The sequence below is a fragment of the Rhizobium sp. Leaf321 genome (assembly GCF_001423215.1).
Classification (GTDB): domain Bacteria; phylum Pseudomonadota; class Alphaproteobacteria; order Rhizobiales; family Rhizobiaceae; genus Neorhizobium; species Neorhizobium soli.
Genome location: NZ_LMOF01000006.1, coordinates 400,460 through 415,938 on the forward strand (window position 1 = coordinate 400,460; position 15,479 = coordinate 415,938).

Consider the following 15,479-nt stretch of genomic DNA (forward strand, 5'->3'; position numbering starts at 1 on the left):
GCGCATGAAGGACACCCCGTCATGCGCTTGGCCTGCCGGGGTGTCAATTCGTGAATCCGCGGGGAAAACAGCAGCTTCAGCGTTTTCCAATGGGCGTGGCCGATAGTCCCCAGCCCGACCGGATTGGTCGTCTTACGGGTTGCTGGCTACTTGTTGCGTGCCAGCAATTCCCGAACCAGTGCGTCGTTGATGCGGCCGGAAGGCTCCTGGCCGATCGAGGACTGGAACGACTTGATTGCGCTTACCGTCTTGGCCCCAAGCTTGCCGTCCGGCCGTCCGGCTTCAAAGCCGTTCTTGTTGAGGATCGCCTGGATGTTGCGGACGGCCTTTTCCATGTCAACAGATGCGGTGGTAAGACGCTTGCCGGCAGCCCATTCATCCGGAACAACAACGGCATTTGCCCGCGGCTCGGGTGTCATCACCTTCCAGAGGTCGACCTTGGCGCGGGCGCTTTCCAGCTGTTCCTTGCGCATGGCATTCGCCACTTCGTCGCGCTTCTGGGCGGCGTCGTTGTCGCCTGCCTTTGCCGCAACGGCAAACCACTTGTAGCTCTCTTCCAGATCCTGCTTCACGCCGTTGCCGCGGGCAAACAGGATGGCAAGGTTGAACTGGCTGTCCGCGACACCGTGGTCGGCGGCCTGGGTGAACCACTTGACGGCCTGGGTGTAGTCAGGCTGGCCCGTGGCACCGGACGCGTAGAGAACGGCGAGGTTGTGCATGGCGCTGGCATTGCCGGCTTCGGCGGCCAGCTGATAGTAGCGAACGGCTTCACCGAGGTTGCGCTCGACGCCCGTTCCCTTTTCGAACATGTTCGCCATGCGGTACTGGGCAGGCGCAAGACCACGGTCGGCGGCAAGCTTGTACCAGGTTGCCGCCTCTGCGAGATCGGTCTTGACGCCACGTCCCTCGGTAAAGCGGGTGGCAATCTCGAACAGCGCGTTGGCATCGCCCGACGATGCGGCGTCGGCAAGCGATTTCGGCTCCAGGCCGACAGGCACGACGATCGGAGCCGGTGCCTCGATTTCGGCGGCAGCCGGCGCTTGTGCCGTGAAGCCGGCGTCTTCTGAAGGTGCCGGAGCAGCTTCGGCGGCCGGACGCATTGAAGCAAGGTCTCCGGCTGCGGGAACCGGATCGATCAGGTGGTTTGTCGCGGCGTCGGGCGCGACCGGAGGCGGCGTCGCTGCCACATCCTGTCCGTCACCATCGCTGGCTGCAGGGCTTTCGGCCGGGGCCTGAGCGGTGTCGACAGGAGCGGGAGCTTCGACTGGTGCGCTCGGAGCCTGCGCAGTCTCTTCCGGCACGGAGACCGGAGCCGGGGCTTCGAGGGCAGCCTGTTCGGGCGCGCTGTCGCTGCTTCCGGTCACGTTCTTGACCACCTGCATCGACATCATCACCAGCAGCACGGCGCCGACGGCCATCAGGATGGGGCGGCGATGCTGCGAAAACTTGGCAAACATGCCGGTCTTTTCGGACGGCGTGCCGGCAACCGACGTGGTCTGCGACTTGGTGGCTGAGCGAACGCTCTTGACTGCGTTGACCTGAGAGGGATCCGTCTCCTGTGCTGCGGCCTTGGCTGCACGACGGGCAGCGGCGATATAGTCAGCGCGGTCCGATTTGTCGGCCGTTCCGGGTTTCTCGCCACTGAAATCGCCGGCGGCCTGGCTGGCACGCACGCGCTCGAGGATCTTTTTGACGTCGGGAGCGCCCGAGCCCGGCTCCAGCAGGTCGTTTTCACGGCCGGCTGGGAGAATGTCGGCTGGATCGATCGAAGGCGTTGGCTCTATGACGGTGCGGGCCGGCTTTTCGCCTGCATCGCGGGTGCCCGACTTGAAACGCTTCGAGAGGCCGGCCAGCAGACCGGGCTTGGCCGGCTCTTCCCGCGCGGCTGCAGGGGGCACGACGACCTCGTCGGTTTCGACGGGCGCATCTGCCAAAGCAACATTGCGGTCCTCGGCGCCGGCAAATTCCATCGCTGGAACGGACAGTTGCGCTGTGGCCGGCATCTTGGGATGGCGAAGCGGCTGGTCGGTCTGGGCTTCGCGATTGGCCGGCGCATCGCGATAGGCGGGCTCGAAACGGGCCGTGGAAATGCTGTCTTCCAGCGTGTCCAGACGATTGGCGATCTGCACCAGCGTTCCGTGCAAGGCCTCGAACGTCTGATGGCTGCGCGTTTCCGTGCCACGGGTCAGCTCTTCAAGATGGCGAAGATCGTCGGCGAGGGCTGAAAGGGCTGCCATGTCGCCGGACGCGACGGCCATGCCGCCGGCCCCGGTATTGCGCGAATAGGCCTCGACGACGGCTTCTGCGGCCTGCCGTGCGGCTTCCAGAATGTACTCGTCGTTGGTCGACATGTAGCTTTCGATTGCCGAGAACCGATGCTCGAAACCATCAGGTAGCGCACTGGCCGAAGATGTCTGCGGCTCGCTGATCAGGCTCGAAAGATGCGCGATCTGGTCTTCCAGGCTACGCAGGGCGTTTTCGTCTCCGCGCGGTGCGCTGGCTGCTTCGTCCAGTCGCATGGCGATGTCGGTCAGCCGGGTTTCCAACCGGTCGAAGGCCCGCTCGTCGGTGGCAGGCGCCGGGCGATATTCGATCTCGTCGATACGACGGGCGAGATCATCCAGCCGCTCGCCCAGCATGTCGTTGATCGAGTTGTGATCAAGACCATCGATCTTGCGCGAGATATCGGCGAGGTGGTCGGAAAGCTCGGTCTGATAGGCGGGCTTCTGCGCCTGCGTCAGCATGACCGAAAGCTGGTCGAGCCGCTCTTCCAGCCGCATGGCGGCCTGTTCGTCGGAGAGTTCCTCGATCCGCGCGGTCAGCGCTTCGATCCGTCCGGACAGCATCTCGCTCGGATCGGCAGCAGCCTGGCTGATCTGATCGACCTGCTCTGCGATAGCGACGATCCGGCCGTCGAGCTTCTGCATGAAAGCCTGGTCGAGCGTGGCTGCAGCCGAAGCACGGCTGCCGGCGGCAACGGCGCGAGTGATTTCGTCGAGACGCTCGTCGAGAATGGTGAACTGCTCGGCAAGCAGTTCGTCGGATGGCTGCATGCGGCTGCCGAGTTGCTCCATCGCGGTCGCGATCGCAATCAGCTTCTGCTCCAGCGCGCGCAGCGCGGGGCTGTCGTTCATGCCGCCAAGCTGGGTCTTGATGTCGTCGATCCGGTAGGCGAGCTGCGAAACCTCGTCGCGCAGAAGCTCTGGCTCAAGCCCGTGGATACGCTCTTCCAGCCCTTGCCAGCGGCTTTCCATGCGCTGCACGGAATCTTCGCGTGCCACGCCATCCATGACCTGGGCCATGACATTGCGCAGTTCCTCGAACTCGGCGCGCAGGGCCTCCGCATCGGGAGAATTGCTGTAGCCCAGCTGACTAATGCTGTCGGCAAGACGGGAGAAATCGCCGCGCAGGTCTTCGGTGCCGCGATGATCTTCGGCAATCGAGCGGATCGAGCGGATTTCGGTTTGCAGTGCGCCCATCTCGCGGGCGACGCCTTCGGCGATGTCCTGCTTCAGTTCGTGACGCAAGCCGACCAGCGCTTCGGCGATTTCGCGCATGGAGGCGCCATCGGTCGCCTGCTGGCGGGTTTCCCGCATTTGCATATCGCGGCTTGCGACGGCACGCTCGAAGCGGCTCGCAGAAACTTCGGTGGTAGTTGCCGCAACCGGTGCAGCCGGACGGCGCTCCTGGCTGGGACGATACGCTTCCGGCGGCGTGATCTTTTCGCGGAGTGGTGATTGGACGGGTTGGCGGACCGGTTCGGCCGCATGCGACTGCTGTGCGCTTGCCATGCGCTCGCGGGCCGATCCCAGCATGCGCTGTCGCTCGCGGATTTCCGCCAGCGGGTCTGCAAAGCGAGGCGCCGCTGGCCTCTGCATCTGCGGGGGCTGCACGGACGCCGGTTTTTCGAGGCGCGGGTCGGAAGCGGGCTGGCGGCGTTCGCGCCCGGCGCCCGACATCAGATCCTCGATTCGGGCCTCCAGGCCCTCGATCGTACGGTTTAGGGCGTCAAGAGAGGAGCGTTCGCCCGGGCGGTTGGGATTCGATCGTGATCCGTTCATGTGCTCGCTCGCTTCCGCGTTTTACCTGCCGACGCTCGGTTTCAGCCTCATCCGCCGCCTATTGGCACCGGTGAATCACATCCATATTAGACATTTCTTACGCAAGGCTTGCCTTATGAAAGAACGACTCATTCGTTGGATGGATTTGACTGACCTCCCGTAGTCCCCACTATTTCCAGAAACGTAGTAAATAAATCGTTAATGTTCGTTAAGATCTTAACCTTTTTGCCACGATTCCGCATGTTTGCCCGGATGACACGGGTTTCCACGATGCTATCACTGTGATGCAGCGCGGCGGGCGCGACTTCCTCGGCAGTGCAGGCGAAAGCACCTATTAGGTGATGCTAACGCCGGGTCAAAATCGGCTCGCGATATGAGCCTCCAACTGTTTGACGTTTACGCGAACGTCAATTAAGTAAGTGCAGGAGACGACGGGCTGCGATGCCCGGGAGGAAGCGTCAGGCTAATCTGGAGGATGGATAACGATGCCCGTCTATAAGGCACCGGTAAACGATACACTTTTCGTTCTGAATGATGTGCTCGGCTTGGAGCGTTACGGCAACCTGCAGGGTTTTGCCGATGCGACGCCCGACATGATCGAGGCGATCATCGGCGAAGCGGCGAAAGTGGCCGAAGAGGCCCTGTTCCCGATCAACCTTTCCGGCGACCGGGAAGGCTGCACCCGCAACGACGACGGCACTGTTTTGGTGCCCAACGGCTTCAAGCAGGCCTATGACCAGTATGTCCAGGGCGGCTGGATCGGCCTGGCCGTACCGGAAGAGTTCGGCGGCCAGGGCCTGCCCTACACACTGCATGCCGCCGTCGGCGAATACATGTCGTCGGCCAACATGTCGCTGATGATGTATCCCGGCCTGACGCAAGGGGCGATCGCCGCCATCCTCGTCCACGGCACGGACGAGCAGAAGGCCACCTATCTGCCCAACATGGTCGGCGGTACTTGGTCAGGCACCATGAACCTCACCGAACCCCATTGCGGCACCGATCTCGGTCTGCTGCGCACCAAGGCGGTGCCGCAGGATGATGGCTCCTACAAAATCTCCGGTCAGAAGATCTTCATCTCCGCCGGTGAACACTCGATGACCGACAATATCGTGCATCTGGTTCTCGCCCGGATCGAGGGCGCGCCTGAAGGCACCAAGGGCATCTCGCTGTTCATCGTGCCGAAGTTCATGGTGGGCGATGACGGTTCGCTCGGAGCCCGCAACGGCGTCAGCTGCGGTGCGCTCGAAGAGAAGATGGGCATCCACGGCAATTCGACCTGCGTGATGAACTACGACGATGCCACGGGCTATCTGATCGGCGCCGAGAACAAGGGTCTCTCGGCCATGTTCGTGATGATGAACGAAGCCCGCCTCGGTGTCGGCCTGCAGGGCCTGTCGATCGCCGAGACCGCCTACCAGAACGCCGTCGCCTATGCCAACGAACGCATCCAGGGCCGTTCGCTTTCTGGCGCTAAAGCGCCGGACAAGAAGGCTGACCCGATCATCGTCCATCCGGATATCCGCCGCTCGCTGATGACCATCAAGGCCTTCAACGAGGCCGGCCGCGCCTTTGTTTTGTGGACGGCGCTGAAATCCGATATCGCCCACCGCTCGCAGGACGAAGCGGAACGCCAGAACGCGGACGATCTCCTCGGGCTTGCAACGCCGATCCTCAAGGGCGTGCTGACCGACAAGGGCTTCGATCACGCGGTCATGGCCCAGCAGGTCTTCGGCGGCCACGGCTATATCGAAGAATGGGGCATGAGCCAGTATGTCCGCGATGCCCGCATCGCGATGATCTACGAAGGCGCCAACGGCATTCAGGCGCTCGATCTGGTTGGCCGCAAGCTGGCGCTTAACGGCGGCCGCGCCGTTATGGCCATGTTCAAGGAAATCGGTGATTTCTGCGAGGAAAACCGCGGCGACGAGGCGATGGTTCTCTACACCAAGGGCCTCAAGAAGGGTCTGAACGACCTGCAGGCCTCGACAATGTGGTTCATGCAGAACGCCATGGCCAAGCCCGACAATGCCGGTGCCGGCTCGACCGACTACATGCACCTGTTCGGCCTCGTCACGCTCGGTTACATGTGGGCGAAGATGGCGAAGGCAGCTCAAACCGCATTGGCCGCCGGGGACCCGCGCGAAGAGTACCTGAAAGCAAAGCTCGTCACGGCGAAGTTCTATATGGAGCGTATCATGCCGGAAACCGCGCTGCGCAAGGTGCGCATCGAGGCCGGCGCAGACACCATGATGGAACTGGCCGCCGAGGCGTTCTGAGGCGTTGGCTACCCCCTCTGGCCTGCCGGCCATCTCCCTCAAAGGGGGGAGAAAATGTGTAGCGACTGCTCGTCCCGATTGAACATCGGCGGCGCGGCGGGATAAGCCCTCCCTCTTGTGGGGAGGGTTTGGGAGGGGTCTTCTCTCCCGCAGTGAAACAAAGGCAATGTAATTTGCCACCAAGGGAGATGACACCATGACCGAAGTCTTCATTTACGATCACGTGCGCACGCCGCGCGGTCGCGGCAAGAAGGACGGCTCGCTGCACGAAGTGCCGGCCGTCCGTCTCGCGGCAAAGACCCTCGAAGCCATCCGTGATCGCAACGGGCTCGATACGGGAACCGTCGACGACATCATCATGGGTTGCGTCGATCCGGTCATGGATAGCGGCGCCGTCATCCCCAAGGCCGCAGCCTTCGAAGCGGGATATTCGACCCGGGCGCCCGGCATGCAGATCTCCCGTTTCTGCGCATCGGGCCTCGACGCCGTCAATTTCGGCGCCGGCAAGATCGCAGCCGGATCCGACGACATCGTCATTGCCGGCGGTGTCGAGTCGATGTCGCGCGTCGGCATGGGCATGTCCGGCGGCGCCTGGTACATGGACCCTTCGGTCAATTTCCCGTCCTACTTCATGCCGCAGGGCGTCTCGGCCGATCTGATCGCGACGAAATACGGGTTCTCCCGCGATGACGTCGATGCCTATGCCGTCGAAAGCCAGAAGCGCGCCGGAAAAGCCTGGGATGCGGGCTATTTCAAGAACTCGGTGATCCCGGTCAAGGATCAGAACGGCCTGACCATTCTCGACCGCGATGAGCATATGCGGCCCACCACCGACATGCAGGCGCTGGCCTCGCTCAATGCCTCGTTCCAGATGCCCGGCGAAATGGGCGGCTTCGAAGCCGTTGGCATTCAGGCGCATCCGGAAATCGAAAAGATCAATTACGTCCACCACGCCGGCAATTCGTCTGGCATCGTCGATGGCGCCGCCGCCGTCCTGATCGGCTCGAAGGCCGGCGGCGAAAGCATGGGCATCAAGCCGCGCGCCCGTATCCGCGCGTTCGCAAACATCGGCTCCGACCCGGCGCTGATGCTGACCGGCCCAGTCGACGTCACCGAAAAGCTGCTGGCCCGCACCGGCATGACGATTGCCGATATCGACCTGTTCGAACTCAACGAGGCCTTTGCCGCCGTCGTGCTGCGCTACATGCAGGCGTTCGACATTTCCCACGACATCATCAACGTCAATGGCGGCGCGATTGCCATGGGGCATCCACTCGGCGCCACCGGCGCGATGATCCTCGGCACCGTTCTCGACGAACTCGAACGCCGCGATCTCAACACCGCACTGGTCACGCTCTGCATCGGTGCCGGCATGGGTACTGCTACCGTGATCGAGAGGGTCTGACCGTGAGCTTCAATACCGGTACAATCGAAGACGAATTTGCGCATGTTGACGACCACTGGTCGCCACGCGTCATTGCCGATCTCAACGGACAGAGCGTGAAGGTCGCGAAGGTCAAGGATCATCTGACCTGGCATTCGCATCGCGACGAGGACGAACTGTTCCTCATCTGGAAGGGCGAACTCACGATCGAATATCGGGACCGGCCGCATGTTCATATGAAGGCAGGCGACTTCCATGTCGTTCCGAAGGGCGTCGAGCACAATCCGGTCGCGGCCGATGAGTGCTGGATACTCTTGTTCGAGCCGTCCGAGACGAAGCACACCGGCGATGTCGTGGTCGAAAAGACCAGGACGTTGGAAACCCAGCGCAGCCATTTGTCGGCCTGATAGGGGAGGAACCCAATGACCTACACCAACTTCACCATCGAAACCGACGCCGACGGCATTGCTGTCGTGACCTGGGACATGCCGGGCAAGTCGATGAACGTCTTTACCGCCGAGGTGTTGGAAGAACTCGACGCGATCCTGAATGCAACGGTCGCGGATGCCGCGATCAAGGGCGTCGTCTTTACCAGCGGCAAATCCTCGTTTTCCGGCGGTGCCGACCTCACCATGATCCGCGGCATGTTCTCCATGCTGCAGGAAGCGACCGCACAGGACCCGGTTACCGCCAAGCAGAAGCTGTTCGAGGTTGCAGGGCAAATGACCTGGCTGTTCCGCGCCATCGAAACCAATGGCAAGCCCTGGGTATCGGCCATCAACGGCACCTGCATGGGCGGCGCTCTCGAGCTGTCGCTGGCCTGCCACGGTCGCGTCGTCGCCAATTCCAAGTCGGTCAAGCTTGCGCTGCCTGAAGTCAAGGTCGGCATCTTTCCGGGCGCCGGCGGCACGCAGCGTGTCTCGCGCCTGACCGATGCCCAGTCCGCCCTGCAAATGATGACAACAGGTCAGACGCTGACGCCGCAACGCGCCAAGGCGATGGGTCTCATGCATCAGGTCGTCGAACCCGATCAGCTCGTGACCGCTGCAAAGCAGATGATCAAGGATGGCTTGAAGCCCGTCGCTCCGTGGGACGAAAAGGGCTTCAAGGCACCCGGCGGCGGTGTCTGGACGCCACAGGCTGCCCAGCTCTTCCCGGCGGCTCCCGCGATCCTGCGCCGCGAGACGGCAGGCAATTATCCGGGCGCGCTCGCCATCCTCAAATGCGTCTATGAGGGGCTTCAGCTGCCCTTCGATACGGCGCTCAAGGTTGAGCAGCGCTATTTCACGCAGATCCTCGGCACCACCGAAGCCTTCTCGATGATCCGTTCGCTGTTCATCTCGATGCAGGAACTGGGCAAGGGCGCCCGTCGTCCGGCAGGCGTTCCAAAAAGCGAATTCAAGAAGGTCGGCGTGGTCGGCGCCGGCTTCATGGGTGCCTCGATTGCCTATGTGACGGCTGCCGCCGGCATCCCCGTCGTGCTGATCGACCAGAGCCAGGAAGCAGCCGACAAGGGCAAGGCCGTCTCCGAAAAGCTGGTATCCGACAGCGTCGCCAAGGGTCGACTGACGAAGGAGGAGGGCGAAAAGCTCCTCTCGCTCGTCACCGCCACGCCGGACTATTCGACACTTGCCGATGCCGATCTCGTCATCGAGGCGGTGTTCGAAGACCGCAAGGTCAAGAAGGCCGTGATCGAAGCGGTCGAAGCCGTCATTCCGGAAACCACGATCTTCGCGTCGAACACCTCCACCCTTCCGATCTCGGGCCTCGCGGAAAACTCCAAGCGTCCGGACCAGTTCGTCGGCGTGCATTTCTTCTCGCCGGTCGAAAAGATGATGCTGACCGAAGTCATCCTGGGCGAAAAGACGGGCGACAGGGCACTTGCCGTGGCGCTGGATTTCGTCGGCAAGATCAAGAAGACGCCCATCGTCGTCAACGACACGAGAGGCTTCTTCGTCAACCGCTGCGTCTTCCGCTATATCAACGAAGCCTATGACATGCTGGCCGAAGGCGTGCCGGCAGCCATGATCGAGAATGCCGCCAAGATGGCCGGCATGCCGGTCGGCCCGCTGTCTCTCAACGACGAAGTGGCCGTCGATCTCAGCCAGAAGATCATGAAGGCCTCGATCGCCGATCTCGGCCCCAACTCGGTCAAGCCGGAACACATGGCGCTGATCGACAACATGGTCGATGTGCTCGATCGCCGCGGCCGCAAGAACGGCAAGGGCTTCTACGACTACCCCGCCAAGCCCGCGAAAAAATCGCTCTGGCCCGGCCTCAAGGATCTCTATCCGCAAAAGCCGGCCCGAGATGTCGACGTTACCGTGCTGAAGCAGCGCTTCCTCGTGACGATCGCACTGGAAGCCGCCCGCACCGTCGAGGAAGGCATCGTCACCGATCCGCGCGAAGCCGATGTCGGCTCCATCCTCGGCTTCGGCTTTGCCCCCTATACGGGTGGCACGCTGTCCTACATCGACGGCATGGGCGTGAAGACCTTCGTCGAACTCGCCGAAAAGCTGGCCGCGCAATATGGCAGCCATTTCAAGCCGACGCAGCTGCTCAAGGACATGGCGGCGAACGGAGAGACCTTCTACGGTCGGTTCGACCCTTATGCGAAAATCGGCCAGGCGGCCTGACGTCGCCGTCAAGCGACCATGAAAAAGGGCGGCTTGGAGCCGCCCTTTTTTGTATGCGAACGATAGTCGTCTTTACCGGATGACCATCTGCTGCGGAACGCTCTGGGCCGCCGGCTTTGGCGACTTCAGGGTCTTCGCAGGTGCCGGCTCCGCCGTGCCGAGCAACTTGTCGCGCTCGCGCCATAGGGCAGGGATCGAGAGAAGGCCGACGGCGGTCAGTGCAATCGCAGTCTTCGTCCACTCGCCGAGTTCCGGCGTACGACCATCGAAGTAGTAGACGAAGTAGACGATCGCGACGTGCCACACGTAGACATAAAGCGAGTGGCGGCCGAGCAGGCGCAGGTACCGCAGGGTGAACACCCAGGTCACGGCAGACGCGATGTTGCGCACCCAGTTTGTCTTGTGCTGCGGACCTGCAACCAGCAGCCAGGTGACAAGAAGACCCATGGCAGCAAAGTTCAGGAGATAGACCGGACCGAAATCGGCGCGGATTTCCATCGATGCGAACTTGCCAATCATGTAGGCCGGCATCAGCTCGTTGGCGGTAATCAGGCGCAGCGGCAGGAAGAACATCACCAGCACCAGCGCCACCTTGGGGATGAACGTGTTGTCTGGCGACAGGATCTTGCCCCAGTTGATCTTACCGGACGAGGTCAACGCACCGAGAACGAGGCCCGAGAAGAACACGATCTGCCAGCCGAACAGGTTGAACGACACGCGGATGCCCTGATCGTCCGAACCCATGATCAGCTCATTGATCGGGATCGTTGCGATCTGATGCAGACCCAGCTGTCCGGCCATCCACATCATGATCGAGGCGGCGACCACGTAGTGCCACTTGTCATCAAGCACCAGCTTGATGAGCATCGGTGCAAACAGCATGTAGACGATATACTGCGGCAGGATGTCCATGAAGGTCGGCTGGTATAGGAAGGTGGCGATCGCAGCGAGACGCAGCGGATCGTCGAAATTGGTGTAGCCAAGCCAGTTGAACCAGACCGAATAGGCCCCCGGCAGCAGCATCTGCGCCACCAGCACGGCGATCACGATGCCCATCGCATAGCGATAGAGCTCGAAGGCACGGCTGTAGATCGCAGTGCGACCGGCGGCATATCCGCCTTTCATCATCTTGCGGGCGTAGACCATGCCGATCATCAGGCCGGACAGGAACACGAAGCCCTGCGCATCCTCGACAAAAGCAAGCTGGTTGTGGTTGATTTTGACCAGGAAGTAGCCACCGGCAAATATCAGGTGGTTGAGAACCATAAATACAAGGAAATATCCCCGCATCCCGTCAATGATCTCGAATCGTTTCATCGGTCGCGGTCTCCGTCTCTACCGGTTCCGATGGCCTCGTGCCTTTCGGTCCGTAAGGCCTCTTCGGGCCGGGAAGTCACGCGCCTAAACGTCGCGACGCGCCGGAGAGTTCCGAGCGACACTCGCTTTGTATCTGACGTTCAGACATTTCAACCGTAAACAGTCTGTGATGACTATTCGATGAACAGCTTTTTAAGCAGTTTGCGTCATTCCGCCGCGAGACGCCGCTGACCGGCGATCTGGGTGAGGTAAGCGCGCAGCGCGGCCGGTCGCACCGGCTTGTGCTGGAGTGAAATGCCGTGTTTCTCGGCCTCGTTGCGCACATCCGCGGACCGATCGGCGGTGATGAGCAGGGCCGGAACATCGGCCTCGTAAGCGGCACGCAGCGACTGAATCGCCGCGATCCCGTCGCCGTCATCGAGATGATAATCGGCGATAATGATATCCGGCGCCGGCTCACCCGAACGGGTGATTTCGTCCAGCGCCGTGATGGACTGCGCTTCCCTGACCGTGCAACCCCAACCCGTAATCAACAGCGCCATCCCCTCCAGAATCTTCGGCTCGTTGTCGATGCACAGAACCCTCAGCCCGGTCAGCGGCTGCGAGCGTTTGCGCCGTTCAGGCCGCTCGGAGGCTTTCGCCGGTCGCGCGACCGATGCGTCGAGCGGCAGATCCACCCTGAAGATGGTTCCGCGACCGGGCCGCGATGCAAGCTGCACGGGGTGGTCGAGCACCCGCGAGATACGGTCGACGATGGAAAGACCAAGGCCGAGACCGGTTGCGGTTTTCGCCCCTTCGTCGAGTCTTGCGAATTCCTTGAACACGGTCTCGAACTGGGCTGCCGGAATGCCGATGCCGGAGTCGTGCACTTCGATCGATACTCGCCCGCCATGCCGCCGCGCGCCGACCAGAACCTTGCCGCTGATTGTGTATTTGATCGCGTTGGACACCAGATTCTGCACCAGCCGGCGCAGGAGATTGGCGTCGGAGCGAACCCTGAGTGAGGTCGGCATCACCACGAAGGTCAGGTTCTTCTCGCGCGCCATCGGCTCATAGTCGGTCGCGATTCGGCGCAACAGGTCGTCGAGGGCGATGGTTTCAAGCTGCGGCTTCATTGCCCCGGTGTCGAGCCGCGAAATATCCAGTACCGCCCCAAGGATCGCCTCAACCGATTCGAGCGCGGAATCGATGTTGCGCACCAGCGGACCGTTGCGGTCGGCAGGCGTCATGCGCTCGACCAGTGCGGATGAGTACAGCCGCGCGGCATTGAGCGGTTGCAGGATATCGTGGCCGGCAGCGGCAAAGAAACGTGTCTTGCCGATATTGGCTTCCTCGGCCTCGGCACGCGCCTGGCCCAGTGCATGGTTGACGCGGGTTAGCTCTGAGGTGCGCTCTGTCACCCGCTGTTCGAGCGTTTCATTCGCCTGTTTCAGCGCCTTTGCCGCCGCAACACGGTCGGAAATATCGGTGAAGGTTGCAACGATGCCGCTATCCGGCATCGGGTTGGTGCGCACTTCGATGATCCGCTCGCCGCTTGCAACGACAAGCGAGAACGACGCATCCAGCGTCTTGAACCGGTTGACCACATCCGCCTGTTCGTCTGCAGGAATGTCACCCCGGTCCGAAAGCATCGCCACGATATCTGAGAGCGGAAATCCGACCTGGCCGACCTGGTCGGGAAGGTCGAGAAGATGGCGAAAACGCCGGTTCCAGATCGTCAGCCGGTCGGCACTGTCGAACACGGCAATTCCCTGGTCCATCTGCGAAAGCGCCGTCTGCAGCATGTCCTGATTATACTGCAGCGCCTCGCTCGCCTGATCGAGCAGGAAGGCGGTGTCGGCACTGGCATCCTCGGCCTTCTGCAGGATCAGCGACAAGACAAGCCGTGCCGAGGAAGAACCGATCGCGCTTCCCAGCAGCTGTTCGGAAAAATGCACCAGTGCCATGTCGGCCGGCTGGTCGTCCTCGAACCGGCGTCCCGCGGTGCGCTCATAATGGGAAAACGAACGCTGCATGCGCTCCTCGCCGAGATAGCGGGCTATCGTCGCCTTGAGGTCTCCCACGCTGACACGGGTCTTCCAGCCGCGGGTCGCGAATTCCGAGCGCAGATGCCGTTTGACGAAAATTCCGGCCTGCAAACGCTCCACGGGCCGTGGATTGCGTGACAGAGAGCCGAGCACGAAAGCCAGCATGTTGAGCGCCAGACTGAAGATCGTCGCGTTGACGAGGGGATCGGTTTCGGGACCGGAGAATATGCCGGTGCCGGGGATCAGGAAATTCAGCACGGCCGCGGCGATGTGGGAATTGTCCGGTCCGCCGAGGCTCGGCACGAACAACAGATAGGCCCAGGCCGCAAACCCGAGGCACATGCCAAGGATTGCGCCTCGGGCATTGGCCCGGCGCCAGATCAGCCCGCCGAACAGCGCGGGTGCCACCTGCGCGATCGCCGCAAACGCCAGAAGGCCGATCGAGGCAAGACCCGACTGGGTGTCCGCCATGCGGTAATAGCCGTAGCCGAGAAGCAGCACGGCGAAGATCGCGAGCCGTCGGATATTGAGAAGTGCACGGGTGAAATCGGCACGACCCCCATGCGCCGAGCGTGCCGCCATCAGCTTGCGGCGCAGGAAGACAGGAATGATGATGTCGTTCGACACCATGATCGACAGTGCGACGGATTCGACGATCACCATCGCGGTTGCGGCGGAAAAGCCGCCGATGAAGGTGATCAGCGTCACGACCGGCAGATTGCCGTGGAGCGGAAGCGTGAGAATGTAGAGGTCGGCATTGCCGGTTCCACCGAACGTGACCAGTCCGGCAATCGCCACCGGTAGGACGAACAGGTTGATCGCGACGAGATAGATCGGCAGCAGAAACGAAGCGACCTTGCGTTCCCGGTCCGTGCGGTTTTCCACGACCGTCACATGGAACTGTCGAGGCAGAAGCAGGATGGCGAAGGCCGAGAGCAGTATCAAAATCAGCCAGCGGCTGAGGGGCGTTTCGTAGGACAGTGCCGAGGTGATCAGGAGGTTGTCGGCAGCCTTGGCCATCAGGTCTGCAGGACCGTCGAACAGCACGAACAGCACCGTCAGCCCAACGGTTGCAAAGGCGAAGACCTTGACGACGGATTCCATCGCCACTGCCAGGATCAGACCGTCCTGATGCTCCGTCGCATCCGTATGGCGTGTGCCGAACATGACGGCGAAACCGGCCATCAGCAGTGTCACGATCAAGGCCAGATCGATGAAATGCAGGTTGCCGCTGCCAATCCCGTAGTCGGAGGGATTGACCATCACGGCGACCGAACTCGACACGGCTTTGAGTTGCAACGCGATATAGGGCACGGAGGCCACCAGCGCGATGATGGCGACGATCATCGCCACGGTCGAATTCTTGCCATAGCGGGCAGCGACGAAGTCGGCGACGGAGGTCAGTTTCTCGGCTTTCGCGAGTTCAACGATGCGTCGGATCAGCGGCATGCCCAATGTCAGCATCAGGATCGGGCCGATATAGATGCCGAGGAATTCAATCCCGCGACGGGAAGCCAGACCCACGCCACCGAAATAGGTCCACGAGGTGCAGTAGATCGCCAGGCTGAGCGCATAGACCACGGGCCGGCCGATCTTCGGCACGCCCACGACGCGGCTTCTCCGGTCGCCATAACTTGCGACCGCAAACAGCAGCAGGATATAGGCGAAAGCGGCGACGATGATCACCCAGCCCGAAAGCATGTCTCCTCCCCGCAATGCCGCGACGCGGATGAGATTAGGTCAAAAGCAAGGGTTTGCAAATCGCCGCGGCATTG

7 protein-coding genes are annotated in these 15,479 nt (G+C 61.8%); 4 read left to right on the forward strand and 3 right to left on the reverse strand.

Translation table 11 applies throughout. The features are described from left to right. Positions 1-146: 146 nt before the first annotated feature. Positions 147-4,061, reverse strand: coding sequence for a peptidoglycan-binding protein (locus tag ASF70_RS08385; protein ID WP_062578986.1), 3,915 nt, complete (start codon positions 4,059-4,061; stop codon positions 147-149). Between the two features lie 485 nt (positions 4,062-4,546). Here ASF70_RS08385 and ASF70_RS08390 point away from each other — a divergent pair, with 485 nt between their 5' ends. The 4 genes from ASF70_RS08390 (at position 4,547) to ASF70_RS08405 (ending at position 10,360) form a co-directional block, all read left to right on the forward strand. Next, positions 4,547-6,340 carry an acyl-CoA dehydrogenase C-terminal domain-containing protein gene (locus tag ASF70_RS08390; protein ID WP_062578987.1) on the forward strand — a complete coding sequence of 598 codons (1,794 nt, stop codon included), beginning with the start codon at positions 4,547-4,549 and terminating at the stop codon, positions 6,338-6,340. Positions 6,341-6,536: 196 nt separating this feature from the next. After that, on the forward strand, positions 6,537-7,745 hold the full coding sequence (locus ASF70_RS08395; RefSeq protein WP_062578989.1) for an acetyl-CoA C-acetyltransferase: 1,209 nt from the start codon (positions 6,537-6,539) through the stop codon (positions 7,743-7,745). Positions 7,746-7,747: 2 nt separating this feature from the next. Beyond that, a complete protein-coding gene (locus ASF70_RS08400) occupies positions 7,748-8,131 on the forward strand; it encodes a cupin domain-containing protein (RefSeq protein WP_062453884.1) in 384 nt (127 codons plus the stop codon). A 15-nt stretch (positions 8,132-8,146) separates the two neighbouring features. After that, positions 8,147-10,360, forward strand: a complete 2,214-nt coding sequence (locus ASF70_RS08405; protein ID WP_062578991.1) for a 3-hydroxyacyl-CoA dehydrogenase NAD-binding domain-containing protein — start codon at positions 8,147-8,149, stop codon at positions 10,358-10,360. 72 nt (positions 10,361-10,432) lie between these two features. On the opposite strand, the gene opgC is transcribed toward ASF70_RS08405, so the two are convergent. Together opgC and ASF70_RS08415 are read right to left on the reverse strand one after the other, a co-directional pair. Further along, positions 10,433-11,677: an OpgC domain-containing protein gene (gene opgC / locus ASF70_RS08410; protein WP_062578993.1), complete on the reverse strand. Its 1,245-nt coding sequence runs from the start codon at positions 11,675-11,677 to the stop codon at positions 10,433-10,435. A 206-nt stretch (positions 11,678-11,883) separates the two neighbouring features. Continuing rightward, complete coding sequence (locus ASF70_RS08415) at positions 11,884-15,405, reverse strand: PAS domain-containing hybrid sensor histidine kinase/response regulator (RefSeq protein WP_062578994.1); 3,522 nt, start codon at positions 15,403-15,405, stop codon at positions 11,884-11,886. Positions 15,406-15,479: the final 74 nt, after the last annotated feature.